Source organism: Streptomyces sp. NPDC059861 (assembly GCF_042731435.1).
GTDB lineage: Bacteria > Actinomycetota > Actinomycetes > Streptomycetales > Streptomycetaceae > Streptomyces.
Map to the genome: position 1 here is coordinate 36,443 of NZ_JBHWJQ010000029.1, position 25,450 is coordinate 61,892.

Genomic DNA, 25,450 nt, shown 5'->3' on the forward strand with positions numbered 1-25,450 from the left:
TTGCCGTCGCCTCGGTGACTACGCCGCCGCCACCGGCTGCCTGGCCTCCGCCGGTACGGTCACCGGCTCGGCCTCCTTGGCGCCGGGGGCCGGCTTGCGCAGGCCCTTGAGAAGGATGACCAGGCCCGCCGTGACCGCCGTACCGGCCGCGATGGCCAGCAGGTACAGCAGCGGCTTGCCGATCAGGAAGGTGACCCAGATGCCGCCGTGCGGGGCGCGCAGGGTCGAGCCGAACGACATGGCCAGGGCGCCGGTGACCGCGCCGCCCGCCATGGCGGACGGGATGACCCGCAGCGGGTCGGCGGCCGCGAACGGGATGGCGCCCTCCGAGATGAAGGAGGCGCCGAGCACCCAGGCGGCCTTGCCGTTCTCGCGTTCGGCGTCGGTGAACAGCTTCCTGCGGACGGTGGTGGCCAGGGCCAGGCCCAGCGGCGGGACCATGCCCGCGGCCATCACCGCGGCCATGATCTTCATCGCGGAGTCGCTGGGCGCCGCGACGGAGATGCCGGCCGTGGCGAAGGTGTAGGCCACCTTGTTCACCGGGCCACCGAGGTCGAAGCACATCATCAGGCCGAGCAGCACGCCGAGGAGGACGGCGTTGGCGCCGGACAGGCCGTTCAGCCAGTCGGTGAGGGCCTTCTGGGCCTCGGCGATGGGCTTGCCGATGACCACGAACATCAGGAACCCGACGATCGCCGAGGAGATCAGCGGGATCACCACCACGGGCATGATGCCGCGCAGGGGCGCCGGGATGCTGACGCGCTGGATCGCCAGGACCACGCCGCCGGCGATGAGGCCGGCGACCAGGCCGCCGAGGAAGCCCGCGCCGATCGTCACGGAGATCGCGCCGCCGACGAAGCCGGGCACGAGGCCGGGGCGGTCGGCCATGCCGTAGGCGATGTAACCGGCGAGGACCGGGACGAGGAAGCCGAAGGCCGCGCCGCCGATCTGGAACAGCAGGGCGCCCCAGCTGTCGAGCTGGCTCCAGTCGAAGTGCTCGGTGACGGACTTGGCCTCGTTGACCTGGTAGCCGCCGATGGCGAAACCGAGGGCGATGAGCAGACCGCCCGCGGCGACGAACGGGACCATGTAGCTCACGCCGGACATCAGCCACTTGCGGAGCTTGGTGCCGTAGCCCTCGCCGGGCTCACCGGCGCGCTCGACGGGGGTCCCGCCGGGCCTGGCGGCCGCGGTGACCTCACCGCGCTCCGCCTTGCCGCGCACCTCGGTGATCAGCTCGGCCGGGCGGTTGATGCCCGCCTTGACCCCGACGTCGACGGTGGGCTTGCCGGCGAAGCGGTTCTTCTCGCGTACGGGCAGGTCGTGGGCGAAGATCACGCCGTCCGCCGCCGCGATGACCGCCGGGTCGAGCCGGGTGAAGCCGGCCGAGCCCTGCGTCTCGACGACGACCTCGACTCCGGCCGCGCGGCCCGCGTTCTCGAGCGACTCGGCCGCCATGTAGGTGTGGGCGATACCGGTGGGGCAGGAGGTGACGGCGACGATACGGAAGGGGCGCTCCCCGGCCGGGTCGCCGGAGCCGGAGCCGAAGCCCTCGCCGGGGCCGGAGCCGGAGCCAACGCCCTCGCCGGTGCCGGTGCCGGTGCCGGTGCCGGAGCCGGTGCTCCCCCCGGTGCCGGTGGTGGCCGCGGCGGCGGTGCCCCCCGCGCCGGTGCCGGTGGTGTCACCCGTGGCGGCGCCGGGAGAGGCCGCTCCCGACGCCGCCGCGGAGTCCTCGGAGCCGGCCTCGGAAACCGTGCCGGAGGCCGTCTCGGGAACCGCGCCGGAGGCCGTCTCGGGAACCGCGCCGGACGCCGTCCCGGGAACCGCGCCGGACGCCGTCCCGGAAACCGCGCCGGACGCCGTCTCGGAAACCGCGCCGGACGCCGCCTGCGAAACCATGCCGGAGGCCGTACCGGACGCCGTGGCCGGCGCCGCCTCACCGGCGGTGGCGGACGCCGGTGTCTCGTCCCCGCGGATGAGCGCCGCCGCGGCCGCCGGGTCCCCGACCGCCCGCAGCGCGTCGGTGAACTCGGCGTTCATCAGCTGGCGGGCCAGCGACGACAGGATCGTGAGATGGGCGTCGTCGGCGCCCGCGGGCGCGGCGATCAGGAAGATCAGGTCGGCTGGGCCGTCCGCCGCACCGAAGTCGATCCCGCCGGCGCTGCGCCCGAAGGCGAGCGTCGGCTCGGTCACGTGCTCGCTACGGCAGTGCGGGATGCCGATGCCGCCGTCGAGGCCGGTCGGCATCTGCGCCTCACGGGCGGCCACGTCGGCGAGGAAACCGTCCAGGTCGGTCACCCGGCCCTGGGTCACCATGCGCTCGGCGAGGGCGCGTGCCGCCGCTTGCTTGGTGTCGGCGGACAGGTCGAGATCGACCAGGTCCGCGGTGATCATGTCGCTCATCGCGGGCTCCTTCGCACGCGTATCGCCCGTGAGGTGCGGTGGGCGGGGGTGGGGACGGGGCTGGGGCTGGGGCTGGGGCTGGGGACGGGGCTGGGGCTGGGGCTGGGGACGGGGATGGGGATGGTGGGCGGTGCGGGGGTGGTGGCGGAGGCGGGACCGGGGAAGCCCCGCCTTCGCGGGACGGCAGGGCGGCTCAGGGTGCCCTGTCGGCCGACGGCCGCGGCGAGTAAGGGTGCGCCCCGCCGCACACCGGCCGGTTCCGCGGTCGCCGGGCGGAACGCCGTACGCGCGCTCATGACACCGGCTCCTTCAGCTCGCGGTCGACCGGCACGTCCGAGGTGACCGTCACCGCGGCCGGGTCCAGGTCGCCCGGCGTCGGCATCACGCTGCCGGGCAGCTGTACGGCGGCCGCGCCGTGCGCGAGGGCGGAGGCGAGGGCTTCCGGGCCGCTGCCGCCGGCGATCAGGAAGCCGGCGAGCGAGGCGTCGCCGGCGCCCACGTTGGAGCGCACGACGTCCACGCGGGCACTGCCGAACCAGATGCCGGCGTCGTCCACCAGCAGCTGGCCGTCGGCGCCGAGGCTGGCCAGCACGGCGCGTGCGCCCCGCTCGCGCAGCTCCTCGGCCGCCTTCACCGCGTCGCCCACCGTCGCCAGCGGCCGGCCGACGGCCTCCGCGAGCTCCTCGGCGTTCGGCTTCACCACGTCGGGCCGCTCCCGCAGCGCCTCCAGCAGGGCGCGCCCCGAGGTGTCCAGCGCGATCCGGGCGCCCCCGGCGTGCGCGCGGGCGACCAGCTCGGCGTACCAGGAGGGCGCGAGCCCGCGCGGCAGGCTTCCGCAGCAGGCGATCCAGTCGGCGTCCCGGGCCTGGGCGCGCACCGTCCCGAAGAGCAGTTCCCGCTCGCGCGCCGACAGTTCGGGGCCGGGTGCGTTGATCTTGGTGAGGACGCCGTCCGCCTCCACGAGGGCGATGTTCGAGCGGGTGGCGCCCGCGATGGGGACCGGCGCGACCTCGATGCCCTGCGCGTCGAGCAGCTCGGCGACGACCGCGCCCGGCGCGCCGCCCAGGGGCAGTACCGCCACCGTGCGCCGTCCGGCGGCCGCGACGGCCCGCGAGACGTTCACGCCCTTGCCGCCGGGGTCCATGCGCTCGCCGGTGGCGCGGATGATCTCACCGCGCTCCAGGGCGGGGACCTCGTAGGTGCGGTCGAGGGAGGGGTTGGGGGTGACGGTGAGGATCATGCGCGCACCACTTCCGTGCCGCCGCCCTCGATGGCGGTGGCGTCCTCGGGGCTCAGCTCGTCGTCCGTGATCAGCAGGTCCACGTCGGCCAGGTCACCGAAGCGGGCGAAGTGCTCCTGGCCATGCTTGGAGGAGTCGGCGAGCAGCACCACCCGGCGGGCGGCGGCGAGGGCCGCGCGCTTGACGGCGGCCTCGGCGAGATCGGGGGTGGTCAGGCCGTGCTCGGGGGAGAAACCGTTGGCCGCGACGAACGAGACGTCGGCCCGGATCTCGCTGTACGCCCGCAGTGCCCAGGCGTCCACGGCGGCGCGGGTGCGGTGCCGGACGCGTCCGCCGACGAGGTGGAGCTGGATGCCGGGGTGGTCGGCGAGACGGGCCGCGATCGGCAGGCTGTGGGTGACGACGGTGAGCGAGGCCTCCAGCGGGATGGCGGCGGCGAGGCGGACCACCGTCGTACCGGCGTCGAGGATCACCGTGCCCTCGGTGGGCAGTTCGGCGAGGGCCGCCTTGGCGATGCGGTCCTTCTCGTCGGCGGCCGTGGACTCGCGCTCGGTGAGGTCCGGCTCGAAGTCGAGGCGGCCGACGGGGATGGCGCCGCCGTGCACCCGGCGGACGAGGCCGGCGCGGTCGAGGGCCTTCAGGTCGCGGCGGATCGTCTCCGCCGTGACCTGGAACTCCTCGGCGAGCGACACGACGTCCACCCGGCCGCCGTCGCGGGCGAGCCGGAGGATCTCCTGTTGCCGCTCCGGTGCGTACATGCCCGTTCGCCTCCGACCTGTGCCCGAACGTGTGGTTTCAGGCGAAGGCTACGCCTGGACATCGGGGAAGTAAACAGGTTCGGACTTCAATCGGGCAGGAACGGACTTCAGTCGTGCTCCACGGCACAGGGGACCCGGCACCTCGGTGCCGGGCCCCGCGCGAGACGCCGCCGCCGTCCGGGCCGCTCAGTGCACCAGCTCCGCCTCCTTCGCCACCACCGCGGCCGGCTCGTCCACAGCGCCCTCCACGTGCTGTGCGGGCCTCCTCGGCAGGGCGAACATCAGCAGGAAGATCACCACCATCACGCCGGCGACCCAGCCCACCGCGTTCTGGAAGCCGTCCACGAACGCCGGGCCAGGCTGCCCGGCCTTCGCCATCCGGTCGTCGACCACACCGAAGAACACCACGGACACGAGCCCCAGTCCGAGCGCGTTGCCCATCTGCTGCACCGTGCTGATCAGCCCGGACGCGGAACCGGCGTGCTCACGCGGCACCTCGGAGAGGATCGCGTCGGTCAGCGGGGCGACGATCAGGCCCATGCCGGCGCCCATCACGACCAGCGGCAGGGCCATCTGCCAGGAGGCGATGCCGAGGCCGTACCGCTCGGACTCCCAGATGTACAGTCCCAGCCCGGCCGCCATCACCAGGGCGCCGGCCTGGAGCACACCCCGCCCGAAGCGCGGCACCAGCTTCTGCACCGACACCCCGGCCGCGACCGACACCGCGATCGAGAACGGCACGCCGGTCAGCCCGGCCCGCAGCGCGCTCCAGCCGAGGCCGATCTGCATGTACAGGGTCCAGACCAGGAAGAACACCCCGAGCCCGACACCGAAGACGGTCTGCACGGCGATACCCGCGGCGAAGCTCTTGACCTTGAACAGCGACAGTTCGATCAGCGGGGAGCCGTCCCGCGCCGACTTGCGCCGTTCGTACGCCACCAGCGCCCCGAACACGACGAGCGCGCCGCCCATCGAGACGTACCCCCACAGCGGCCAGCCCAGCTCGCGGCCGCGGGTCAGCGGGTACAGCAGCATCAGCAGGCCCAGCGTCACCAGGACGACGCCGACCACGTCCAGCTTGAGGGCGTGCGGCGCCCTGGACTCGGTGATGAAGCGACGGCCCAGGATCAGGCCCGCGATGCCGACCGGGAGGTTGATCAGGAAGATCGGGCGCCATTCGAGGCCGAAGAGGTTCCACTCGGTCAGCAGCGCGCCGAGCAGCGGGCCGGAGACCGCGCCGAGACCGACGACCGCACCGAACAGGCCGAAGACCTTGCCGCGTTCGTGGGCCGGGAAGGTGGCGTGCACGATCGCAAGGACCTGCGGCACCATCAGCGCCGCCATCGCGCCCTGCAGGATGCGGGAGGCGACCAGCATCTCCGGGTTCGCGGCGAGTCCGCACAGCGCGGAGGCGACGGTGAAGCCGCCGATGCCGATCAGGAAGACGCGCCTGCGGCCGTGGATGTCGCCCAGGCGGCCGCCGGTGATCAGGCCCGCGGCGAAGGCGAGCGCGTAACCGGCGGTGATCCACTGGATCTGGCTGAAGGAGGCGCCCTCGTCGCGCTGGATCGACGGGATCGCGATGTTCACGATCGTGACGTCGACGAGGTCCATGAAGGCGGCGGTCATCACGATCGCGAGCGCGAACCAGCGGCGTCGATCCGGTATGGACGGCGCGGCGGGCCGGGGCCGGGGCAGTGAGGTCTCGGTGGAGGTCATGGCTTCACGCTAGGCCGGCATTAGGTCAGATTGTGTCCTACTTGTGCGGCATCCTCGGACTCATGACGACGGACACTCCGGCTCGGCTCCTTCAGTTGCTCTCCCTCCTCCAGACGCCCCGCGAATGGCCCGGCGGCGAGCTCGCCGACCGGCTCGGGGTCTCGCGGCGCACGGTGCGGCGGGACGTCGACCGGCTGCGGGAGCTGGGCTATCCCGTGCAGGCGTCCAAGGGCGCGGACGGCGGCTACCGGCTCGTCGCGGGCAAGGCCATGCCGCCCCTCGTCCTCGACGACGAGGAGGCGGTGGCGATCGCCGTGGGTCTGCGGGCCGGGGCGGGGCACGCGCTGGAGGGCGTGGACGAGGCGTCCGTACGGGCGCTGGCGAAGCTGGAGCAGGTGCTGCCGAGCCGGCTACGGCACCGGGTGGCGACCCTGCAGACCGCGACCACCGCACTGACCAGCGGCGACGGCCCGTCGATCGCGCCGGAGACGCTGATCGTGATGGCGTCGACGGTGGCCGGCCAGGAGCGGCTGCGGTTCGCGTACCGGGCCGGGGACGGCAGCGAGTCGCGGCGCCTGACGGAGCCGTACCGGCTGGTGTCCACCGGGCGGCGCTGGTATCTCGTCGCCTACGACCTCGGGCGCGAGGACTGGCGGACCTTCCGCGTCGACCGGGTGAGCGAGCCGTTCGCGACCGGCGCGCGGTTCACACCACGGGAGCTGCCGACGGGGAGTGCGGCGGAGTACCTGCGGCAGTCGATCCGGCGCCGCCAGGAGACGTACGAGGTCGGCGTCACGTTCGACGCACCCGCCGAGGTCGTCGCGGCCCGGCTGCGGGGGTGGCTGGGCGCGCCCGAGCCGCTCGACGAGTCCCGTTGCGCGGTGCGGGGCGGTACGGCCGATCCGCTGGAGTGGGTGGCGGCGCGGCTGGCGATGGTGGGGTGCGAGTTCACGGTGCGTGAGCCCACGGAACTCGTGGACCACGTCCGCGAGCTGGGGGGCCGGCTGAGCCGGGCGGCGGGGTGAGGGCCGGGACGGTGAGGCATGGGCCGGGACGGTGAGGTGAGGGCAGCACGGAGCGCCGTGGGACATGGGGGGTCACGTCCACCGGAAGTCTCGCAACGCCCCCAGATTGCGCAGTGCCAGTTCCGCCGGCCCCTCCGGTCCCGCCGCCGGGGCGGTCCCGGCCGACCACGACTCCACCGCCACCCGTACGGCCGCGCTCGCGACCGCCGCGGTGAAGCGCAACTCCGGCGACACGCTCGCGGCAACGTTGTCGTCACCCTCGGTGACCCCGGTCGCCCGCTCCACCAGTGCCGTCACCAGCGTGTCCTCCGATGCCCGGCACACCTCGGCCCACACCCTGCGCAGGGCCGGACTCGCCTCGGCCATCCGGATCAGCGTGCGCACCCACTCCCACGACGGCGCCGACACCCCCACGCCCGGCGTCAGCGTGTGCCGTACGGCGTGCTCCAGGGCCTGCGGGAGGGAGAGCCCGGCCGGGGCCCGGCGGACCGCTTCCACCCAGCGCTGGGCGCCGGCCGCGTAGAGGGGGGCGACGGCCTCCTCCTTGGACGCGAAGTAGCGGTAGAAGGTCCGCGGTGCGATGCCCGCGGCCTGCGCGATGTCCTCGGCGCGGGTGGCCCGCAGCCCGCGCCGCGCGAAGAGACCCGCCGCCGCGCGGGCGATCTCCATCCGCGTCTCCGCCTTGCGCCGTTCGGTCAGGGAGGAGGACGGCGACGAGGGCCGGGAGTGCTCTGCTGGGGTGGTGCTGCTCACGTCGGCAGGCTATGCCCATGTGGCACAATCTGCCATCCCGGCGGGCCACCCCGTGGTTCAGGTACGGGGTGCCCCGCCGCCCAGGCATGTCCGCGACCGGCCCGATGGACGCACGCGACGGGAAAGAGCCGGGCCCCGACGCCCGGGGGAAGGCGCCGAAGCCCGGCTCAGGGAGGTCCCGGCGCCGGGGGGAGTGCGTCGGGACGTGGCTTGTGGTGTGGCGTACGGCAGTTGCTGGTCACGGGCGGTGCCGTGGGTGGGACCGTGGAGGCCGCCGGTGCCCGGGGGTCTCACCCTCGGGCCCGAACTCTCGTGCTCTGATGTCTTGTTCCCGGGCGGGCGCTTTTGAAGCGGCGTTACACAGCCATGTTCACGCTGGCCTTCGCCCCCCGGCGTACGCCCCCGGAACGATCTCCGTGCGGTACTTCGGGCGAGCCTCACGCGGCCGCGTCGAAGCCGGTCTGACGTGCCAGCTTCTTCAGCTCGAGCAGCGCGTGCTTCTCGATCTGGCGGATGCGCTCCCGCGTCAGTCCGTGCTCCTTGCCGACCTCGGTCAGGGTCCGCTCCCGGCCGTCCTCGATGCCGTACCGCATCTTGATGATGGACGCCGTGCGCTGGTCGAGGCGGCCGATCAGGTCGTCCAGCTCCTCGCTGCGCAGCAGGGTCATCACGGACTGCTCGGGGCTGACCGCCGAGGTGTCCTCCAGCAGGTCGCCGAACTGGGTCTCGCCCTCGTCGTCCACCGACATGTTCAGCGAGACGGGGTCGCGCGCCCAGTCCAGGACGTCGGTGATGCGCTCCGGCGTGGAGCCGAGCTCCCCGGCGATCTCGGCGGGCTCCGGGTCCCGGCCGTGGTCGCGGTTGAACTCGCGCTGGATGCGCCGGATCCGGCCCAGCTCCTCCACCAGGTGGACGGGGAGCCGGATGGTGCGCGACTGGTCGGCTATGGAGCGGGTGATCGCCTGACGGATCCACCAGGTGGCGTACGTCGAGAACTTGAAGCCCTTGCGGTAGTCGAACTTCTCGACCGCGCGCACCAGGCCCGCGTTGCCCTCCTGGATCAGGTCCAGCAGGGGCAGACCGCTGCGCGGGTAGCGACGGGCGACCGCGACGACCAGACGGAGGTTGGAGCGGATGAAGACGTCCTTGGCCCGCTCGCCCGCGGCGACCAGGGCCTCCAGCTCCTCACGGCTGGCGTCCGCCTTCGACTCCTCGTACCCGTCGAGGACCTGTCGCGCGAACACACCCGCCTCGATGGTCTGGGACAGCTCGACCTCCTTGGCGGCGTCGAGCAGAGGTGTACGCGCTATCTCGTCCAGATACATGCCGACCAGATCGCGGTCCGCGATCTCGCCGCCATGGGCGCGAACACTGCGTGCCGCGTCGACGGTCTCGCCGGCGGCGGACGTACGACGGGCGACGGCACGGGTTGCCATGCGTGCTCCCTTGCGATGGTGAGGTCAGCGGGTGGTCCTTCAGACGCTCGGCACCCTCTCCGGTCAGTCCTCGGGTGCCCTGCATCCGATGGAAACAACGACTGGAATCCGGACACAATTCCCAACCCACCCCTCGATTTTTCTGATCATGCAGTACCCTGTCCGGCCACACGAGGAGGCTCGATGCCGTCGGAACGTACAGAGGTGCAGGTCAGACCAGGAGTCGAGGGTGATCTCGCGGCCCTCACCGACCTTTACAACCACTATGTACGTGAGACGCCCATCACATTCGACACGGTGATCTTCACTCCGGAGGAGCGCCGCCCCTGGCTGCTCTCCCATCCGGTAGACGGGCCGCACCGCCTGATGGTTGCCACGGACGCGGACTCCCAGGAAATCCTGGGGTACGCCACATCCAGCCCTTATCGCGCGAAGCCCGCCTACTCCACCTCCGTGGAGGTCACGGTCTACGCCGCCCCGCACGCCGCCGGCCGCGGCGTCGGCACGCTGCTGTACAAGGCCCTCTTCGAGGCCCTGTCCGGCGAGGACCTGCACCGCGCCTACGCCGGCATCGCGCAGCCGAACGAGGCGTCCACGCGGCTGCACGAGCGCTTCGGCTTCCGGCACGTCGGCACGTACCACGAGGTCGGCCGCAAGTTCGGCCGCTACTGGGACGTGGCCTGGTACGAGAAGCCCCTGCAGTCCAGCTGCGCGGTTCGGCCCGGTACCTCGATCCCGGCGGTCCAAGCCCGGTACCTCGGTCCCCGGTGACGTAAACCCCGAAGCTCAGCCGAACTGCACCGACCGCTTGGCCAGTCCCATCCAGAACCCGTCGATCACGGACTTCTGTTCCCCGAGCTCGCCCGCCGCGTCCGCCGCCCCCATGGTCACGAACAGCGGGGCGAAGTGCTCCGTACGCGGATGGGCGAGCCGCCCGGCCGGGGAGGTGTGGATGAAGTCGAGCAGCGCGTCCACGTCACCGGCCGCCAGCGCCCGCCGGCCCCAGTCGTCGAACTCGGCCGACCAGCCCGGCACTCCCCCGCCGGGGTGCCGCAGCGCGGCGAGGTTGTGGGTGAAGAAGCCGGAGCCGACGATGAGCACGCCCTCGTCGCGCAGCGGGGCCAGCCGCCGGCCGATCTCCATCAGCCGCACCGGGTCGAGGGTCGGCATGGAGATCTGGAGGACGGGGAGGTCGGCCTCGGGGTACATCTCGACCAGAGGCACGTACGCGCCATGGTCCAGGCCCCGGTCCGGCACGTCCTGCACGGGCATGCCGGGCGCGCGCAGCAGTTTGCGTACGGACTCGGCGAGTCCGGGGGCGCCCGGAGCTCCGTAGCGGACCTGGTAGTAGTGCTCGGGGAAGCCCCAGAAGTCGTGGACCAGGGGGACGGTCCGGGTGGCGCCGAGGGCCAGCGGGGCCTCCTCCCAGTGGGCGGAGACGATGAGGACGGCGCGCGGCCGGGGCAGTCCGGCGGACCAGGCCGCCAGCTCACCGGGCCAGACCGGATCGTCAGCCAGCGGTGGGGCGCCGTGGCTGAGGTACAGGACGGGCATGCGCTCCTGAGCGGCGGCGGACATGACCGCGACTCCCTCCGGCTGGACCGACTTACTTGAACTCTCAATCTCGCCTGCAGAGCTTACGCCGCAGTTGTTTAAGTTTCAAAGAGGAGTCTCGTACAGTGGTCCCATGAAGACGGCATCCACATCCGCACCCGCGTCCGCGCCCGGCGACGAGCCGACCTGGCTCACCGACGAGGAGCAGTGCGTGTGGCGTTCGTACATCGAGGCCGCCACCCTCCTGGAGGACCACCTCGACCGCCAGCTCCAGCGCGACGCCGGCATGCCGCACATCTACTACGGCCTGCTCGTCAAGCTCGCCGAGTCCCCGCGCCGCCGGCTGCGGATGACCGAGCTGGCGATGCACGCGAAGATCACCCGCTCCCGTCTCTCGCACGCCGTCGCCCGGCTGGAGAAGAACGGCTGGGTGCGTCGCGAGGACTGCCCCTCCGACAAGCGGGGTCAGTTCGCGGTGCTCACCGAGGAGGGCCTGGAGGTGCTGAAGCGCTCGGCCCCGGGCCATGTGGCCGCCGTGCGGCAGGCGGTGTTCGAGCGGCTCACCCCGGAACAGCAGAAGTCCCTCGGCGAGATCATGCGGATCGTCGCCGAGGGACTTCAGCCCAGCGAGGCCGGGGCGGATCTGCCCTGGCTTCGCTGAGGTCGTACGGATCGCCCGAAGGAGTACGCCCGAAGGGGTACGACTGGACGGGGGCCGTCAGGCGGTCAGTGCGCGACCACCGGAACCGGCACCTCGTCGTCGGCGCCCTTGCCCGCGCCCGTGACCGCGCCCATGTCCGGGCGGCCGGCGTTGACGAGGGTCAGGGCGATCGCCGCGGCGACGACCAGGATTCCGACGGCGAACCAGATGGCACTGGTGTAGCCCTGGACCTGGCCCTCCAGCTGGACGAGCTGCTGCTGCGAGCGGGAGGTCGCCGAGCCGATGTGGTCGGCGATGTACGAGGTCGTCGCCGAGGCGGCGATGGTGTTCAGCAGGGCCGTGCCGATCGCGCCGCCCACCTGCTGCGAGGTGTTGACCATCGCGGAGGCGACACCGGCGTCCCGCGGCTCGACGCCCTGCGTGGCCAGGGACATCGCAGGCATGAACGCCGTACCCATGCCGAGGCCGAGCAGCAGCATCGCCGGCAGCAGCAGAGCGGCGTACGAGGAGCCGATCTCCAGCTGGGTCAGCAGCAGCATGCCGAGCGCGGCGACCAGGAAGCCCGGGCCCATCAGCAGGCGCGGGGCGACCCGGGTCATCAGGCGGGTGCCGATCTGGGTGGAGCCGGTGATCATGCCGGCGATCATCGGGAGGAACGCGAAGCCCGTCCTGACCGGCGAGTAGCCCTTCACTACCTGGAGGTAGTAGGTCAGGAAGAGGAACAGGCCGAACATCGCGATGATCGCGAGGCCGAGCGAGAGGTAGATGCCACCGCGGTTGCGCTCGGTGATCACGCGCAGCGGCAGCAGCGGGGCCTTGACCCGCGCCTCGACGAACACGAACGTGGCGAGCAGCACGACCGACGCGACGAACATCGCGATGGTCACGGCGTCGCTCCAGCCCTCGGACTCGGCGCGGGTGAAGCCGTAGACCAGCGCGACCAGGCCGAAGGTGGACAGGATGACGCCGGGGATGTCGAGCGAGGAGCGGTTGCGGGCGCCTCCGGGCTCACGGATGACGAACCAGGCACCGGCCGCGGCGACCACCGCGAACGGGACGTTGACGTAGAACGTCCAGCGCCAGTCCAGGTACTCGGTGAGGAAACCGCCGAGGATCAGACCGACGGCACCGCCACCACCGGCGATGGCGCCGTAGATGCCGAACGCCTTGGCGCGCTCCTTGGCGTCGGTGAACATCACGGCGAGCAGGGAGAGCGCGGCGGGGGCCAGCAGGGCGCCGAAGACACCCTGGAGGGCGCGGGCGCCGAACATCATCGCCTCGTTGGTGGCGGCACCGCCCAGCGCGGAGGCGAGGGCGAAGCCGGCCAGACCGACCACGAAGGCGCGCTTGCGGCCCCACAGGTCGGCTATCCGGCCGCCGAACAGCAGCAGCCCGCCGAAGGCGAGGGCGTAGGCCGTGACGACCCACTGCCGGTTGCCGTCGGAGATGCCGAGGTCCTGCTGGGCGGAGGGCAGGGCGATGTTCACGATGGTGGCGTCGAGGACGACCATCAGCTGGGCGAGCGCGATGAAGACCAGCGCTTTCCAGCGGTTGGCGTCGGGGACGCCGGGAGCCTTGACGGCTGTTTCAGACATGGGTGTACCCACTTCGGGACTTCGGGACGGAAAAGAGACTTCGGGACGAAAAAATGACTTCGGGACGACAAGGACTTGCGGAGCTACCGAGCTGACGGAGCCGCGGGCTACGGAGCGGGCCCCGGAGCCAGGGACTACGGAGCTACGGAACAGAACGGAGGTAAACGGAAAGGGATCGGCTGTCAGGCCTGGCGCAGGTCCTCCAGGGTCACGGCCGTGCCGGGCAGGCTGCCCGAGCGGGCCGGTGCCCGCAGGCCGTCCAGGAACATCTGCAGATGCCGGTGCACGAAGCGGTCGACGCTGAAACACGCGGCACCGGCCGGAGGCCGGCTGAGCTGGGCGACGACGATCATCAGATCGCCGACCCCCACGTCGGTGCGGAGCTGCCCGGCCGCCTTGGCGCGGGCCATGACCTCGTCGACGAGCTGCTCGACCCGGCCGCGCGCGGCCAGCAGGTCGGGGTGGTGCTCGTCGAAGGTGCTGGAGATCATCGGGCACAGCGCGCTGATCCGCTCGTCGGCGGAGGCGTGCACGAAGCGCTCCAGCGCGGCGAAGGCGTCGCCGTTCTCGGCCAGGGCCTGCTCGGCGGCCAGGGCGGTACGGTCCATGACCGAGCAGACGACCTCGCGGACCAGGGCGTCGCGGTCCGGGAAGTTGCGGTACACCGTGGCGTTGCCGACGCCGGCCCGGCGGGCGATCTCGTCGAGGGGCACGTCCGGCCCGTGCTCGACGAACATCTCGCGGGCGGCGGTGACGATCCGCTCCCGGTTGCGCAGGGCGTCGGCGCGCGGCCGGGTCGCCTTGCGTCGTTCGGGGGTGGCGGTCTGCACGGCGTACTCCTGGATGAGTGGATGAGTGGTGAATGGATGAGTAGCTGGCCGGCTGAGCGGCCGGGTAGCCGTGGCTCAGGGTGATGGCGCTCGTCGGTGGCGCGTTCCGGGGAGTGATCCCCCGTTTCGCTCGTACGCGTGGTTAAACGGGGAATCGATCCCCGGTTATTTCCCACCCGCCGAATGATTTCCTATGACCCGCGTCACAGTGCTCCATCCGCTCGACCACACCCCCACCGACCTGCGCTTACTCACCGCGAACCCACGATCGGTCGGCTCCAGCGCGCGCCCGCGCCACACCCGGCACAGGGTGAATCGCAAGGGTGCAGCCGGAGACGGGTGGCTGCCTGGAGCGAAAGGTCCAAGCATGCAGCCGTCCCGCCGTCGGATACGCCCGCGCCGAGCGGCCGCGCTCGGCGCCGTGACCGCAGTGACCCTCGCAGTGAGCACCTCGGCCGGCACGGGCCACCATACGGTGGGCTCGGCGACGGCGGGAGCGCGGCCGACCACCGCCCTGGCCCGATCCTCCGCCCACGGGCCGTGCATGATCAGCGGCAAGGCCGACGTGCAGATGTCGGAGGGCATACCCACCCCCGACGGCTACTCCCGCTCCACCGGCACCGTCCGCGCCCTCACGGTGATGGTCGACTTCTCCGACGCGCCCGGCAAGGGCAAGGCGCTGGACCGGTTCGACGAGTTCTTCCCGCAGACCCAGGAGTGGTTCCGCACCAGCTCCTACGGCCGCCTGGACTACCGCCCGCAGACCCCGATCGCCGACTGGCTGCGGATGCCGAAGTCCTTCCAGGCGTACGGCATAGAACGCGGCGCCCCTTTCGACCCCGGCTACCGGGAGCTGGTGCGGGACATAGTGGCCGCGGCCGACCCCAAGGTCGACTTCCGCGAGTACGACCTGCTGAACGTGCTGGTGACGCCGAACGCGGGCCCGTCGGCACTGGACACGGTCCTCTCGGTGACCTTCGCGGGCAACGACGAGGCGCCGACGGCGGACGGGGTGCCCGTCGCCAACGCCTCGTTCGTCTACTCCCGCCAGGACGACGGCTCCGGCACCTACTCCGACACCGGCTACCGCGTCCTGCCGCACGAGAACGGCCATGTCTTCGGTCTGCCCGACCTCTACACGCAGGAAGGCGGGGGCACGGTCGGGCACTGGGACATCATGAGCGAGGACTGGGGCGCCAACAACGACCTCCTCGGCTGGCACAAGTGGAAGCTGGGGTGGCTGGACACGGCACAGGTGCACTGCGCGTCCTCCCCCGGCACCACCGAGCACACCCTCACCCCGCTGGCCCGCTCGGGCGGGGTCAAGCTGATCTTCATACCCATCGACCGGCGCTCGGGGTACGCCGTCGAGCTGCGCACCCCCGACGGCAACGACGAGGCGGTGTGCCGGCCGGGTCTGCTGATCTACAAGGTCGACGCGGAGGTGGACACCGGCCACGGCCCGATACGGGTGTACGACTCCCGCCGGGACAGCGGCGGCTGCACGCGCAGCCCCAACGTCCACGCCGAACTGTCGGACGCCACGTTCACCCCCGGGGAGGCCTTCGAGGACCGGGAGCGGGGCGTGCGGATCGTGGTCGCGGGGGCGGACGTGAAGGGGAACCACACGGTGCGGGTCACGCGACGCTAGGGGCGCGCACCGCGGTGGCCGGACGCGGGAGGGGGATCCGCCGTTACGGTAGGCCTGCCGCGATCGCCGTACCGGAGAGAAGATGCCCGCCAACCCCACCCTGAAGGAGGCCGCCGCACCGGCCGTGCCGGACGAGGCGGTCACACCGCTGATCCGCGGGATCGCCGTGCTGCGGCAGCTGACGGAGGCGGGCGGCACCCTGAGCCTGAGCGCCCTGGAACGCGCCACCGGCCTCGCCCGTTCCACGGTCGACCGCATCACCTCGACCCTCGCGCACATGGGGTACGTCCGCCTGGACGGCCGCGACGCGGTCCTCGCCCCCCGCCTGATGGAGCTCGGCAACGCCTATCTGGCCGCCCTGCGCCTGCCCGCCCTGCTGGACGCCCACGCGGACGCCCTCGCCGACGAACTGGACGAGTCGGTGTCCCTCGCGGTCGCCGACGGCGACGGCATCCGCTTCATCCACCAGGCCACCCGGCGCCGCGCGATGTCCCTGAGCTTCCGCATCGGCGACCTGCTGCCCGCCGAACGCACCGCGCCGGGCCCGCTGTTCGCCACGGAGTGGACGGGCGAGGACTGGAAGCGCTGGCGGGCCCGCCGGGCGGCGGACCCGGCGAACCACGGCTTCCCCGCCGTACCCCCGGCCGAACACCCGCTGACCGCCGAGGAGTTCACCCGGCGCTCGGCCGGGGCCCGGGCGGACGGGTGGACGCTGGACGACCAGTTGATCGAGCCCGGCCTGGTCGCGGTGGCGGTTCCGGTACGCGATCCCCGCACCGGCCGGATCACGTGCGCGGCGAGCGTGGTCAGCCACACCAGCCGGCACACCGCGGCCGGCCTGCGCGACACGCTGCTGCCCCGGCTGCGCGCGGCGGTGGCGGCGATGGAGGAGGACCTGCGCGCGGCGCCGCGCCCCGAGCCCGCCCCGGCCCCCTCGGGCCTCGCGACCTGGACGGGCGCCTCGAAGCAGGAACTGGGCAGGGAGTTCGTGGAGTCGCTGGCCCGCGGCCTGACCGTCCCCACCGCGTTCGGCGCGGGCCGGGCGGAACTCACCCTGACGGAGGTGGCGAAGGCGACCGGCCTGGCCCGCGCCACCGCCCGCCGGGCCCTGATCACCTACGAACACCTCGGCCTGGTCGCCCAGCCCCGCCCCGGCACCTTCACCCTCACCCCCCGGGTCCTCGGCCTCGGCTACCCGCTCCTGTCCCGCACCTCGCTGCCCCACATCGCCGCCCCGCACCTGGCGAGCCTGGCCGAGCGCATCCACGAGTCGACGTCACTCGCCGTGCTGACGGCGGCCGGCGACGAGATCCAGTACACGGCACGGGTGGCGACCGCCCGGGTGATGAGCGTGAACATCACCGTGGGCACCCGGCTGCCCGCCTACGCCACGTCCATGGGCCGCGTCCTGCTGGCGGACCTCCCGCCCGCCGACCGCGTCCTCGGCCCGCTGCGCCCGCTCACCCCCCGCACCCTCACCGACCCGAAGGCCCTGACCCGCGCCCTGGACGAGGTACGGGACCAGGGCTACGCGCTGGTCGACGAGGAACTGGAGGAGGGCCTGCGCTCGCTGGCGGTACCTGTCCGCGACCGCACGGGCCGGGCGGTGGCCGCCCTCAACACGGCGATGCACACCTCCCGGCACACCCTCCGGGAATGCGTCGACCACCTCGCCCCGGCCCTCCGCGAGACGGCCGACGCCATCGAGGCGGACCTGCACGTGTCGGCACGGTTCACCCGGATCCCCCTGAGCTAGCCGACGCCCGGTCACGCGGCGGGGCAGACCGGCGAGCCCGCGCCCGCCCGGCGTCCACGCAACCCCAACCCCGGGCCGCACCCTCGCCCCATCCCGATCCGGTACCCTGTGGACCGAGCACCCTGATCCACCTCAGGGAGCCCCGCCTTCGTAGCTCAGGGGATAGAGCACCGCTCTCCTAAAGCGGGTGTCGCAGGTTCGAATCCTGCCGGGGGCACAACGCGTTACCGCTCTGAACTGGGGTTTCTCCCCCAGGGAAGGCTCCTACTCGGCCTCGGACTCCTCGTCCGGGGCCGTTTGCGTGAGGGGTGCGTGAGCGGATGGGGGTCAGGCTCCGATATCTCTCCTGACGGACCAGCACCATCCGGCACGGAATCCACCTCCGCCTCATCGGCCTCGTCGGGCTCCCCAGGCTCCTCGGGCTCCGCTTCGGGAGCGGTGTTCTCCGAGGTGGCGCGGGCACGCGGTACGAGCCGAGCTGCTGCCTCGGCGATCGCCAAGTCCGCCTCCGGGAGGAGGCTCGTGTACGTGTCGGCCGTGATGGTGATCGAGGAGTGGCCGAGCATCTCCTGGATGTCCTTCAGGTCGGCCCCGGCCGCATGAGCCGGCCTCACGGCGCCATGACGGAGGTCGTGGAGCCGGACAGGTGGGAGGTCGATCTCCTCGTACAGCTCGATGAACTGCCGTGTGACATTGGCGGGGTGGAGCATCTCGCCGTTCTCCTGGGTGAAGACGCGGCCGGTCTCCACCCAGGCGTTCTCCCACTCCTTACGGTCCTTGTCCTGCTGGGCGCGGTGCCGCTTGAGGGCCTGGACCGTGTCGGAGTCCAGCGTGATGGTGCGAGCGCCGGCACCGGTCTTGGGGTCGTCCTCGTACACCTCCCAGCCGTCTACGACGAGTTGCTCGGCGACGGTGATGAGGCCGGCGTCCAGGTCGGTGTCGGTCCACTTTCCGCCTGCACGCCTCGCCCCGCCGCAGTCCGCGGAACGCGATCAGGTGGAACAGCGCGTACAGGCGGTCCTCCGTCGGCTGCCGTATCCGTCCAGTCGCCGGAATCGCCGGCTGATGCGCCTGAAGCAAGTCACTGACGACTGGTCGGCGGGACATCCTGCCATGACCTTGGTAGCCAGGACCCAGCCAGCCGCCCCTCCGATCCCCTGGTGATGAGTCCACCGCGCCGCTTCCTCACTTGTCGTGGGCTCGCTGGTCGGATGCCGGCCGACGGGGAGGGGCGTGAACGAGATCAGCATGCCGCACGGACGGCAGACAGTACGCTGAACCCAGCGGGATCGGGCCCGCGGCACAGTGTCCGGGAGGTGCTTCATGACGGCCGAGATGGTGGCCCCGGCGTGGATGCATGAGCAGATCACGGCGGAGGAGTACGAGTCCTGGTCCGAGGAGCAGTGCGCCGGCATCGAGATCGTGGACGGCATGATCGTCGTGAGTCCGAGTGCATCCAAGCGGCACAACAGGTTGGCCCGGATTCTGACGAACGCCCTGGATGCCGCAGCGGGCCCGGAGTGGAACGCCGACACGGACTTCGACGTCCGGCTTCAGGACGTCCCGCTCACCAATCGCCGTCCGGACGTCGTCGTGTACCGCGCAGACACGATCGACATCACCCCCACCCGCCCTGAGCACGTGCTGCTGGTCGCGGAGGTGGTGTCGCCGGGCTCAGAGACCACCGACCGGATCGTGAAGGTCGACCAGTACGCCAAGGCAGGCATCGGCTTCTACTGGCGGATCGAGCAGGCCGCCACAGGCGTTCCTCTCGTGTACACCTACATTCTCGACCCCGCGACGAAAACCTACCGGGACGGAGACGTGTTCACCGGCGTCCTCAAGGTAACGGCCCCCTTCTCGGTGGAGATCGACCTCGGCCAGATCTGACCCACGCGCTGCTCAGCAGCCGACACCGCGTGAGCGATGCGTGAGCGGACAGCCTGACCGGGGCCGTGTCGTTGTACCGGGGTAACGGGACCGGTGGGCTGTCCTCCCGTATCGCCGGGTCCGGCACCAAGTTCGCCACCACCTCCGTGCTCCTGCCCGTCGGGGACGTGAACGGGGACCGGTGCGCGGATGTGTTCGCGCGGGTGGGTGACCAGCTGCGCGCCTACCGGCCGGGCTGCGGGAAGATCGTCGCCGCCTCGTCGCCGTACACGCTGATCGGCACCGGATGGGCCCAGTACAACCAGCTGACGTCCCCGGGTGATGTCAACGGGGACGGTTTCGTCGACCTCGTCGCACGTCAGGCATCCACCGGCGACATGTACTTCTACGCCGGCATGGCTGATCACCGGCTGAAGACCCGGGTGCGGATCGGGACGAACTGGAAGCTGTACAAGCGGGTCGTCGGGGCCGGGGACCTGAACGGGGACGGGCGTGGCGACCTGCTCGGGGTCGACTCCGCCGGTGTGCTGTGGCGCTACTACGGGACGTCCACCGGTGGCGTCACCACACGGGTGCGGGTCGGCAGCGGATGGGGCGGATACTCCGCTCTCGTCGGGACCGGTGACCTGTCCGGTGACGGACGCCCCGATCTCCTGGCGCGGGACACCGCCGGGAAGCTGTGGCGGTACGCCTCCACGGGGGCCGGTACGTACGGCGGCCGCGTGCTGATCGGCAGCGGGGGCTGGAACGGCTTCAAGGGCCTGTTCTGAGACCGAGGTGTGGGGAGTTCGCCGTCGACGCGGTCGCCGCGCCGACGGCGGACTCCTTCGTCCCTCTCAGTCGAGACAGAACTCGTTGCCCTCGATGTCCTGCATCGCGATGCACGACTCGTTGTGGTCATCGGCGAGCAGCACTCGCACGCGGGTCGCGCCGAGCGCGACGAGTCGTGCGCACTCGGCTTCCAGCGTGGCCAGGCGCTCTTCACCCACGAGCCCGGTGCCGACCCGCACGTCGAGATGCACCCGATTCTTGACGACCTTGCCCTCGGGGACGCGCTGGAAATACAGCCGCGGGCCCACGCCCGAGGGATCACCGCAGGCGAACGCCGCACCCTGCCGCTCAGGCGGCAGCGAGCGATCGAATTCGTCCCACGTGGCAAACCCCTCCGGAGGCGGCGGCACGACGTACCCCAACACCTCGCACCAGAAGCGGGCGACGCGCTCAGGTTCCGCGCAGTCGAAGGTGACCTGGAACTGTTTGATCGATGACATCGGCGCACCATAACAGGGGGTCACCACGGCAATGCCCTGCGCGCGATGATGTCCGAGTGGCGCCCCGCCCGCCATCGGAATACGGCCGCACCCGCGGCCTACTACCGCGGCCTACTACCGCAGCCGGCGCCACCCAGCTCCCCGGCCTGTCCGCACGACTTGCGGTTGTTCTGCCTCCGGACCGGCCGCCTCGATGACTACAGCACCAGTTCGGATTGCGGTTCAGGTTGTCGCGCCGGCGGGGTCTTCGGTTCCGGCAGGGCGGTGGTCCTCACATAGCCGTGGATCACTGAGGTCATCGCCAGCAGGAGAAGTGGCGCGGACACCCACGGGTACCTGGCCATCTCCAACGGCAGAAAGCGGTAGGACACCAGGAGCGCGGCGAAGACGGCTGTGCCGTGGGCGACCAGCCGGGTCGCGGATCGGTCCCAGCCACGGTCGAGCGCGCGCAGAGCCGCCTCGATCGTGAGCGTGAAGACCACGCCGGCGATGAGATCCACGCCGTAGTGGTAGCCGAATCCCAGCGTCGCGGCGAGGGTGGCGATGAGCCAAAACGTTCCTGCAGAACGTAGGAGCCGTGGGCCCTGCCGGGAATGGATGAAGATCGCGGTGGCCCACGCCGTGTGCAGGCTGGGCATGCAGTTCCGCGGGGTGATCTCGTCGAACGGCATGTGTTGCGGGGTGTTGAGCGGCGGGGGCGTATGTGGCCACAGGTCGGCGACCGCCCACTGCTCGCTGGACGGTGTGTCCGCCCACAGGCTCACCGATGCCCAGTGCTCGGCGCCGGTGCCGTAGGCGAAGATCGGTCCGACCACCGGGAAGATCATGTAGATGGCGGGGCCGAGGAGGCCTATCACCAGGAAGGTGCGCACCAGGTGGTGGCCCGGGAAGCGGCGCTCGACCGCCACGGCGCGCAGTTGGTAGAGCGCGACGACGACCGCGGCCACCGCGAGTTGGCCGTAGACGATGTCGAGGAAGTTGAAGCCGATGGGGCCGGTGGCCGTCAGGAGGCGGCCCGCCAGCCACGACGGGTTGCCGAGCGCGTGATCGGCGGTCGCCAGGTACTGGTCGAGCACTTCCGGACGGCTCTTGGAGGTGATGAGCAGCCAGATGTCGCCGGTCTTGCGGCCGGCCACCAGCAGCAGGGCCAGCCCGACGCCCTTCAGCAGCAGGACGCGTTCCCGGCCGGTACGGCGGGTGAGCGCGATGACCGCGCAGCCCAGAATCACCCACACCGCGCCGTTGCCGAAGGGGTGGCCGCCGGTGGTCTCGGCGCCGACGGCCCACCGGACCACCAAGAAGGCGAGGTCGATACCGATCGCGGCACCTGTCGCGACGAATCGTTGCCGCCAGGTCAGCACCACCATCATCAATGCCATGCCCGCGTACAGCAAAAAGCCGGATTTGGGGGCGAATATCACCTCTCGCACCTGATTGGTGATCGGCCCGGGCAGGCCGTAGCGGCGTGCGGCGATCTCCAGCGCGATGAGGAATCCGATGGCCACGACACCCGCCACGGCCCAGAGTCTCGCCCGTGGGTGACGCCATACGGAGAACGGGATCCTGCGACTTATTCGCGAGGAAGCCCGTGATGATACGTTTCTCAATTTTTGGGCCGATTTTCTGGATATCAAGTGCACGTCAAGGTGGTTCCGGTCGCCACCTTAAGGTCGGGCTCGCTGTCTCCCTCACAGAGGGCGGCCCGTCCGACGTGGGAAGACGGCAGAATCACGGCCCGCGTTCCGGCCGACGGATCCTGTCTGCGGGCTATTCGTCGCGCCTGGGGCTGAACTTCAGGAAGACCCTGCCGTCGTTCGTCCGGTCGAAGTCGACGTGGATGTCGCCGGTGTCGACCGTGCCGGTGCCGCCCACCAGCCCCTCAACGGCGAGGGCTGGTCGTCGGTCGCCGAGAACTCGACCTCGAACGCCAAGTGGATGCGGGGCCTTGTGCGGGCAGTTCGAGGTCCTGCGGCCTGCGCTTCGTCCATGCTGTCTTCTCTCCCGGTCCCGATTCGGCGGATGGCTCGCTGAAGAGTGCTCGCCATCCTGTGGCAGACCTCCCGGGACCGGTCCCGACCGGACCGCTCGGCATCCGTGACGTCACCCCGCACGAACACATCAAGCGTCCAGCCTCACCGTCCGCCCCCCCGCGCTTGCCCCGGATCCCCCACCCCACCCACCCCGTAACCCCCACCGAAATTCCCGCCATCACCGACATCCCCACCCCCGGCGACGTCACCTGAGCCACCGCCCCCGCCGCCGCCGCACTCACCCCCTGCATCGTGAGCATCCCGGCGGAGTGCAGGCCCAGGGCGTGTCCGACCAGTTCGTCCGGGGTCTCGGCCACCAGGCGTTCCTGTTGTACGAGGCTTGCTCCGAAGCCCACCGACGCCACCGCCACCAGCGCCCCGGACAGGACCGGCCCCGGGCCCAGGAAGAAGAAGGCGTACGGGGTCGCCAGGAGCAGGAGGAGTGGGATACCGAGGCGCTGCCGGTGGGGCGGGGGTACGACGCGGCCGATCAGGACGTCGCCCACCAGCATGCCCAGCGCCGCGCAGGCGAAGAGGGGGCCGGCGGCCCGGGGGGCGTACGACACGTACAGCGACTCGCAGCCCACGATCAGGCCGTTGGGGACCCAGAGCGCGAGATAGAGGCGCCGGCGCGGGGCGGAGGACCACAGGAGGGCGTTGGTGCGCCGGGTCGCCGCGACCGAGGGGCGGGCGGACGTGCGCGGGGGGCGGGGCGTGAGGCCCAGGCGCGCCATGGCCGCCGCCGACAGGAACAGCAGCGCCGCGAGGAGGAGCGTCACGCGTGCCGAGCCGATGAGCACCAGAAGGGCGCCGCCCGTCGCGTAACCGGTGATCTGCATGACGCCGCTCATCATGTTGAACATCGAACGGCCCAGCAGATAGCCGTCCTTGGTCAGGATCTCGGTCAGCAGGCCCCACCGCACTCCCCCGCCCAGCGACGCGATCAGACCCTGCGCGAGGACGACGAGGAGGACGGTCCAGATCGGCAGGCCGGGGAGCGCGAGGAGCGCCGTGCCCGTCGCGAAGGCCAGCGGTACGGCCGTCAGGGCACGCCTCGGTGGCAGGCCGTCCGCCCAGGACAGGAACAGCGTCGCACCCAGCACCTGCGCCAGCGACGGACCGAACATGCTCACCGCCGCCAGCAGCGGCGAGCGCGTCGCCTCGTACACCAGCGTGCCGAGGGCCAGGCCGCCGATCGTCTGGCCCGCGGTATGGGCGGAGGAGGAGAGGAAGAGCGGGGTGAACTCCGGCGTGCGGAACAGGTGGCGGTAGCTGCCCATGGGCGGAGTCTCCGGGCGCCCGCCGTCCGGTGGGTATCGTTTCGCGCACACGCGAAAGCAAGGGGGCGGGGCCGTGGGGTGGTGGCAGGTGAGTGCCGACACGCTCGCCCGTAGTCGCTTCGTCCTCTCCCCCTACGCCGAGACCTTCGCGAGCCTCAAGCTGCTGCACGCCGGTGCCGGTGCGCATCCCGGCGAGCAGGCCTGGCTGCGCGCGCACCTCCCGGCCTACCGGGCCCGGCTCGCGGCCGATCCCGTCACCGCGCTGCTGGTCCGCGCCGGGCTCGGCCGGCACTGGATCGCCGACTTCCTGACGCCGACGCCGTGGGACGGGGAGAGCTTCGCGGAAGCGGTCGCGCGGGTGCGGGCGGCGCCGCCCGGGGCCGTGCGCGGGCATCTGCGGACGTCCCTGGGCTGCCCGCTCCCCGCCGAGCTGGAGCGGGACGATCTCGCCGATCGGGCCGCGCGGCTCGTCGAGTGGGTCTGGCAGGAGGGCGTACTGCCGTACTGGGAGCGCCGGCGGCGGGTGCTGGAGGCCGATGTGGTCGCGCGGACCGCGCAGGTCAGCCGGGGTGGCTGGGCGGCCGTGCTGGACGCGTTGCGACCGGGGCGGACGCGGTGGCTCGGGGAGAGCCGGCTGCAGGTCAATCTGCACGAGTATCCGCCGCGGGAGCTCTCGGGCGCGGAGCTGCTCTTCGTGCCCGTCACACCGCAGACCGGGTGGGTGTCGTGGGAGGAGCCGCGGCGGGAGCGGTACGCCGTCGTCTACCCGTGTGTGGGCGTGCTCGCCGGCGAACGGGGTCGGCCACCCGTGCCCGCCGGTCTCGGCGCGCTGCTCGGGCGGGCGCGCGCCGAGGTGCTGGTGCTGCTGGAGACGCCGATGAGCACGACCCAGGTGGTCGCCGTGACCGGGCAGGGGCTCGGGTCGGCGGGCCGGCATCTGCGGGTGCTGCTGGACGCGGGCCTGGTGGCGCGGCGCCGGGCGGGACGCTCGGTGCTGTACTCCCGGACAGCGGCCGGAGAGGTGCTCATCAGGTCCGCGGGGCAGCACGTAGCATCCGCACCATGACGACCAATGACGCACACGTATCGGTTCTCGACGTCGACATCGACGCCCTCCAGGGCGGCTCCGCCGACCTCAAGCAGTACCTGGGTCAGACCGTGCTCATCGTGAACGTGGCCTCCAAGTGCGGGCTGACCCCGCAGTACGCCGGGCTGGAGCAGCTGCACGAGCGCTACGCGGACCGTGGGTTCACCGTGGTCGGCGTGCCCTGCAACCAGTTCATGGGGCAGGAGCCCGGCACCTCCGCGGAGATCGCCGAGTTCTGCTCGGCGACGTACGGCGTGACCTTCCCGATGACCGAGAAGGTCGAGGTGAACGGGGAGGGCCGGCACCCGCTGTACGAGCGGCTGACCGGCTTCGCCGACAGCGAGGGCCACAGCGGCGACATCCGCTGGAACTTCGAGAAGTTCCTGGTCGGGCGGGACGGCCGGGTCGTCGCGCGGTTCTCGCCGCAGACCGAGCCGGAGGCGGCCGAGCTGGTGGCGGCCGTCGAGGCCCAGCTCGCGGGTTGACCCTGCCCCTGGGGCAGACATCAGTC

General features: G+C 71.7%; 21 protein-coding genes, 1 tRNA gene and 1 pseudogene. 10 read left to right on the forward strand and 13 right to left on the reverse strand.

Going from position 1 to position 25,450, the window contains the following annotated elements:
* Positions 1-18 precede the first annotated feature (18 nt).
* From ACFV6X_RS24070 to ACFV6X_RS24085, 4 genes are all read right to left on the reverse strand, one after another.
* The gene (locus ACFV6X_RS24070; protein ID WP_385386613.1) at positions 19-2,403 is read right to left on the reverse strand and encodes a fructose-specific PTS transporter subunit EIIC; all 2,385 of its coding nucleotides are present in this window, start codon (positions 2,401-2,403) and stop codon (positions 19-21) included.
* A 292-nt stretch (positions 2,404-2,695) separates the two neighbouring features.
* Positions 2,696-3,643 (reverse strand): 1-phosphofructokinase, encoded by a 948-nt coding sequence (pfkB, locus tag ACFV6X_RS24075; protein ID WP_385386615.1) that lies wholly within the window; start codon positions 3,641-3,643, stop codon positions 2,696-2,698.
* Positions 3,640-4,401 carry a DeoR/GlpR family DNA-binding transcription regulator gene (locus ACFV6X_RS24080; RefSeq protein WP_385386617.1) on the reverse strand — a complete coding sequence of 254 codons (762 nt, stop codon included), beginning with the start codon at positions 4,399-4,401 and terminating at the stop codon, positions 3,640-3,642. The genes pfkB and ACFV6X_RS24080 overlap by 4 nt, the downstream gene beginning before the upstream one ends.
* Before the next feature lie 186 nt (positions 4,402-4,587).
* Complete coding sequence (locus ACFV6X_RS24085) at positions 4,588-6,120, reverse strand: MFS transporter (RefSeq protein WP_385386619.1); 1,533 nt, start codon at positions 6,118-6,120, stop codon at positions 4,588-4,590.
* Positions 6,121-6,182: 62 nt separating this feature from the next.
* Between ACFV6X_RS24085 and ACFV6X_RS24090 the strand changes: the two genes are divergently transcribed.
* Positions 6,183-7,145: a helix-turn-helix transcriptional regulator gene (locus ACFV6X_RS24090; RefSeq protein ID WP_385386621.1), complete on the forward strand. Its 963-nt coding sequence runs from the start codon at positions 6,183-6,185 to the stop codon at positions 7,143-7,145.
* Positions 7,146-7,217: 72 nt separating this feature from the next.
* On the opposite strand, the gene ACFV6X_RS24095 is transcribed toward ACFV6X_RS24090, so the two are convergent.
* Together ACFV6X_RS24095 and ACFV6X_RS24100 are read right to left on the reverse strand one after the other, a co-directional pair.
* The gene (locus ACFV6X_RS24095) at positions 7,218-7,898 is read right to left on the reverse strand and encodes a TetR/AcrR family transcriptional regulator (protein WP_385386622.1); all 681 of its coding nucleotides are present in this window, start codon (positions 7,896-7,898) and stop codon (positions 7,218-7,220) included.
* 437 nt (positions 7,899-8,335) lie between these two features.
* Positions 8,336-9,334, reverse strand: coding sequence for an RNA polymerase sigma factor RpoD/SigA (locus ACFV6X_RS24100; RefSeq protein ID WP_385386623.1), 999 nt, complete (start codon positions 9,332-9,334; stop codon positions 8,336-8,338).
* 183 nt (positions 9,335-9,517) lie between these two features.
* On the opposite strand from ACFV6X_RS24100, the gene ACFV6X_RS24105 reads away from it, so the two are divergent.
* Positions 9,518-10,105, forward strand: coding sequence for a GNAT family N-acetyltransferase (locus ACFV6X_RS24105; protein ID WP_385386624.1), 588 nt, complete (start codon positions 9,518-9,520; stop codon positions 10,103-10,105).
* Positions 10,106-10,120: 15 nt separating this feature from the next.
* On the opposite strand, the gene ACFV6X_RS24110 is transcribed toward ACFV6X_RS24105, so the two are convergent.
* Positions 10,121-10,912, reverse strand: a complete 792-nt coding sequence (locus ACFV6X_RS24110; protein WP_385386626.1) for a dioxygenase — start codon at positions 10,910-10,912, stop codon at positions 10,121-10,123.
* 109 nt (positions 10,913-11,021) lie between these two features.
* Between ACFV6X_RS24110 and ACFV6X_RS24115 the strand changes: the two genes are divergently transcribed.
* On the forward strand, positions 11,022-11,549 hold the full coding sequence (locus tag ACFV6X_RS24115; protein WP_385386628.1) for a MarR family winged helix-turn-helix transcriptional regulator: 528 nt from the start codon (positions 11,022-11,024) through the stop codon (positions 11,547-11,549).
* A gap of 65 nt (positions 11,550-11,614) precedes the next feature.
* On the opposite strand, the gene ACFV6X_RS24120 is transcribed toward ACFV6X_RS24115, so the two are convergent.
* Both ACFV6X_RS24120 and ACFV6X_RS24125 read right to left on the reverse strand, forming a co-directional pair.
* A complete protein-coding gene (locus ACFV6X_RS24120) occupies positions 11,615-13,144 on the reverse strand; it encodes an MFS transporter (protein WP_385386630.1) in 1,530 nt (509 codons plus the stop codon).
* Positions 13,145-13,326: 182 nt separating this feature from the next.
* Positions 13,327-13,974, reverse strand: coding sequence for a helix-turn-helix domain-containing protein (locus tag ACFV6X_RS24125; RefSeq protein ID WP_365459424.1), 648 nt, complete (start codon positions 13,972-13,974; stop codon positions 13,327-13,329).
* 367 nt (positions 13,975-14,341) lie between these two features.
* Between ACFV6X_RS24125 and ACFV6X_RS24130 the strand changes: the two genes are divergently transcribed.
* The 3 genes from ACFV6X_RS24130 to ACFV6X_RS24140 all read left to right on the forward strand — a co-directional run bounded on the left by ACFV6X_RS24130 (position 14,342) and on the right by ACFV6X_RS24140 (position 17,598).
* On the forward strand, positions 14,342-15,625 hold the full coding sequence (locus ACFV6X_RS24130) for a M6 family metalloprotease domain-containing protein (protein ID WP_385386632.1): 1,284 nt from the start codon (positions 14,342-14,344) through the stop codon (positions 15,623-15,625).
* A gap of 82 nt (positions 15,626-15,707) precedes the next feature.
* Positions 15,708-17,381, forward strand: coding sequence for an IclR family transcriptional regulator C-terminal domain-containing protein (locus tag ACFV6X_RS24135; protein ID WP_385386634.1), 1,674 nt, complete (start codon positions 15,708-15,710; stop codon positions 17,379-17,381).
* Positions 17,382-17,525: 144 nt separating this feature from the next.
* Positions 17,526-17,598: transfer RNA gene (locus ACFV6X_RS24140), tRNA-Arg, on the forward strand.
* Positions 17,599-17,605: 7 nt separating this feature from the next.
* Here the strand turns inward: ACFV6X_RS24140 and ACFV6X_RS24145 are convergent.
* Entirely contained in the window at positions 17,606-18,313 is a 708-nt protein-coding gene (locus ACFV6X_RS24145; RefSeq protein ID WP_385386733.1) for a site-specific integrase, read from the reverse strand.
* Between the two features lie 391 nt (positions 18,314-18,704).
* On the opposite strand from ACFV6X_RS24145, the gene ACFV6X_RS24150 reads away from it, so the two are divergent.
* Both ACFV6X_RS24150 and ACFV6X_RS24155 read left to right on the forward strand, forming a co-directional pair.
* Positions 18,705-19,271, forward strand: coding sequence for a Uma2 family endonuclease (locus tag ACFV6X_RS24150; RefSeq protein WP_385386636.1), 567 nt, complete (start codon positions 18,705-18,707; stop codon positions 19,269-19,271).
* Between the two features lie 65 nt (positions 19,272-19,336).
* Complete coding sequence (locus tag ACFV6X_RS24155; RefSeq protein WP_385386638.1) at positions 19,337-20,041, forward strand: FG-GAP repeat domain-containing protein; 705 nt, start codon at positions 19,337-19,339, stop codon at positions 20,039-20,041.
* Between the two features lie 66 nt (positions 20,042-20,107).
* On the opposite strand, the gene ACFV6X_RS24160 is transcribed toward ACFV6X_RS24155, so the two are convergent.
* The 3 genes and pseudogenes from ACFV6X_RS24160 to ACFV6X_RS24170 all read right to left on the reverse strand — a co-directional run.
* On the reverse strand, positions 20,108-20,542 hold the full coding sequence (locus tag ACFV6X_RS24160) for a VOC family protein (protein ID WP_385386640.1): 435 nt from the start codon (positions 20,540-20,542) through the stop codon (positions 20,108-20,110).
* Positions 20,543-20,739: 197 nt separating this feature from the next.
* On the reverse strand, positions 20,740-22,059 hold the full coding sequence (locus ACFV6X_RS24165; RefSeq protein WP_385386642.1) for a phosphatase PAP2 family protein: 1,320 nt from the start codon (positions 22,057-22,059) through the stop codon (positions 20,740-20,742).
* A gap of 665 nt (positions 22,060-22,724) precedes the next feature.
* Positions 22,725-23,852 (reverse strand): annotated as a pseudogene (locus tag ACFV6X_RS24170) (MFS transporter); the annotation flags it as partial.
* Positions 23,853-23,925: 73 nt separating this feature from the next.
* On the opposite strand from ACFV6X_RS24170, the gene ACFV6X_RS24175 reads away from it, so the two are divergent.
* Both ACFV6X_RS24175 and ACFV6X_RS24180 read left to right on the forward strand, forming a co-directional pair.
* Positions 23,926-24,918: a winged helix-turn-helix domain-containing protein gene (locus ACFV6X_RS24175; RefSeq protein ID WP_385386644.1), complete on the forward strand. Its 993-nt coding sequence runs from the start codon at positions 23,926-23,928 to the stop codon at positions 24,916-24,918.
* On the forward strand, positions 24,915-25,424 hold the full coding sequence (locus ACFV6X_RS24180; RefSeq protein WP_385386646.1) for a glutathione peroxidase: 510 nt from the start codon (positions 24,915-24,917) through the stop codon (positions 25,422-25,424). The genes ACFV6X_RS24175 and ACFV6X_RS24180 overlap by 4 nt, the downstream gene beginning before the upstream one ends.
* Positions 25,425-25,450: the final 26 nt, after the last annotated feature.